General features: G+C 63.6%; 1 protein-coding gene. It reads right to left on the bottom strand.

All coding sequences use genetic code 11. From position 1 onward, the window contains the following. Nucleotides 1-1223: dihydropteroate synthase (locus ACFY7H_RS34060; protein WP_388946596.1), on the bottom strand; the 1223-nt coding region annotated here is incomplete at both ends.

Genomic DNA, 1223 nt, shown 5'->3' with positions numbered 1-1223 from the left:
TCCAGGATCGCGGAGACGGGCTGCTTGATGCCGATGTTGACGACGTTGTAGCCGTTGTTGGTCAAGATGATGTCGACCAGGTTCTTGCCGATGTCATGGACGTCACCACGGACGGTGGCCAGCACGATCGTGCCCTTGCCCTCGTCATCGGTCTTCTCCATGTGCGGCTCCAAATAGGCGACCGCCGTCTTCATCACCTCCGCCGACTGGAGCACGAACGGCAGCTGCATCTGACCGGAACCGAACAGCTCACCGACGACCTTCATCCCCTCCAGCAGGGTGTCGTTGACGATGTCCAGCGCCGGACGCGTCCGCAACGCCTCGTCCAGATCGGCTTCCAGACCGTTCTTCTCGCCGTCGATGATCCGCCGCTGCAGCCGCTCGTCCAACGGCAGCGCCAAAAGCTCCTCAGCCCGGCCGGCCTTCAGCGACTTGGTGTTCACACCCTCGAACAACGCCATCAGCTTCTGCAGCGGGTCGTAACCCTCGGCCCGCCGGTCGTAGATCAGATCCAGGGCCGTGGTCACCTGCTCCTCATCGAAGCGTGCGATCGGCAGGATCTTCGATGCGTGGACGATCGCCGAGTCCAGACCGGCCTTGACGCACTCGTCCAGGAACACCGAGTTCAGCAGCACACGCGCGGCCGGGTTCAGACCGAAGGAAATGTTCGACAGACCCAGCGTCGTCTGCACGTCCGGGTGACGGCGCTTGAGCTCACGGATCGACTCGATCGTCGCGATCCCGTCCTTACGCGACTCCTCCTGACCCGTGCAGATCGTGAACGTCAACGTGTCGATCAGGATGTCCGACTCACGGATCCCCCAATTGGTGGTGAGATCGGTGATCAGACGCTCCGCGATCGCGACCTTGTGCCCGACCGTGCGGGCCTGGCCCTCCTCGTCGATCGTCAGCGCGATCAGCGCGGCACCATGCTCCCGCGCCAGCGCTGTGACCTTCGCGAACCGCGACTGGGGCCCGTCACCATCCTCATAGTTCACCGAGTTGATCACCGCACGCCCGCCGAGCTTCTCCAGACCCGCCTGGATCACCGCAACCTCGGTCGAGTCCAAAACGATCGGCAGCGTCGAAGCCGTCGCGAACCGGCCCGCCAGCTCCTCCATGTCCGCCACACCATCACGGCCCACATAGTCCACACACAGATCCAGCATGTGCGCGCCCTCACGGATCTGATCCCGGGCCATCTCCACACAGTCGTCCCAACG

The sequence above is a fragment of the Streptomyces sp. NPDC012794 genome (assembly GCF_042901085.1).
Classification (GTDB): Bacteria; Actinomycetota; Actinomycetes; order Streptomycetales; family Streptomycetaceae; genus Streptomyces.
Note: the sequence above shows the minus strand (reverse complement) of the source record. Positions and strands in the feature narration are given on the sequence as shown.